The sequence below is a fragment of the Promicromonospora kroppenstedtii DSM 19349 genome (assembly GCF_000515355.1).
GTDB lineage: Bacteria > Actinomycetota > Actinomycetes > Actinomycetales > Cellulomonadaceae > Promicromonospora > Promicromonospora kroppenstedtii.
Map to the genome: position 1 here is coordinate 2,594 of NZ_KI911732.1, position 1,378 is coordinate 3,971.

The window sequence follows — 1,378 nt, forward strand, 5'->3', positions numbered from 1 at the left end:
GCCCGTGCGGCCGGCGCCCCTGGCGATGGGCGACCCCGCCGGGACGGCGGGCGCCGTCCGCCTCACGGACCGGTACGTGGAGCGGGGCGGGCGGCCCTGGTTCCCCGTGATGGGCGAGTACCACTTCAGCCGGGACGAGCCGGAGCAGTGGGAGACCGAGCTGCGCAAGATGCGGTCCGGCGGGGTCGGCGTCGTGGCGACCTACCTGCTGTGGATCCTGCACGAGGAGGATCGCGGGCACGTGCGCTGGGACGGCGCGCTCGACGTGCGCCGGTTCGTGCGCACCGCCGCCCGGGTGGGCCTCGACGTCGTGCTCCGCATCGGCCCGTGGGCGCACGGCGAGACCCGCAACGGCGGTTTCCCGGACTGGCTGCAGGCGCTGCCCGTGGCGCACCGCACGAACGACCCCGCCTACGTGGACCTCGTGCGCGGCTGGTACGCGGCGATCGCGGACCAGGTGCGTGACCTCGTGCACGCACCGGGGCAGCCCGGCGGCCCCGTGGTCGGCATCCAGGTCGACAACGAGCTCTACGACCAGCCCGAGCACCTCGCGACGCTACGCGACCTCGCGGAGGCCGCCGGCCTGCGCGTGCCGCTGTGGCTCGCGACCGGGTGGGGCGGCGCCGAGCTGCCGCGCGACCGTGTGCTGCCGGTGTACGCGGGCTACTCCGACGGGTTCTGGGAGGAGTCCACCACCGGCTGGCCCGCGTTCGGGGCCACGCACTACGTGTTCAGCACCGTGCGCGACGACCTCACCGTGGGCGCCGACCTGCGCGACGCCCCCGTCACGGCCCCGGCTGCTGACACGGCCGCGGACGGCGCCGCCGACCCGTGGCCGTTCGCCACCTGTGAGCTGGGCGGCGGCATGCAGGTCGCCTACCACCGGCGCCCGCTGGTGGACGCCGACGACGTCGCGGCGCTCGCCCTGACCAAGCTCGGCAGCGGCTCCGCGTGGCAGGGCTACTACCTCTACCACGGGTCCACCCAGGTGCTCGGGGAGCGCTCGACGACGCAGGAGTCGCACGCGACCGGCTACCCGAACGACCTGCCGCTGCGCGACTACGACTTCTGGGCCCCGCTCGGGTCGGCGGGGCAGCAGCGCCCGCACTTCCACCGGCTGCGCCGCCAGCACCTGTTCCTCCAGGCGTTCGGCGCGGACCTGGCGACCTACCCGGTGGTGCTGCCGCCCGGCGGTGCCTCCGACGACGTGCGCTGGTCCGTCCGCGGCGACGGGGAGCGCGGCTACCTCTTCGTCAACAACCACCAGCCCGCCGCCGCGCCGCTGGCGGACGTCGACGAGGTCCGGTTCGACGTCGACCTCGGCGACCACCACGTGACCGTCCCGGCCGCGCCCGGCACGCTGCGGGCCGGCGTCGCG

Annotated in this window: 1 protein-coding gene; it reads left to right on the forward strand. The window is 75.7% G+C overall.

What is annotated here, in order from left to right; all coding sequences use genetic code 11:
* A partial coding sequence (locus PROKR_RS21855; protein WP_211240199.1) for a beta-galactosidase occupies positions 1-1,378 on the forward strand: 1,378 nt, incomplete at both ends.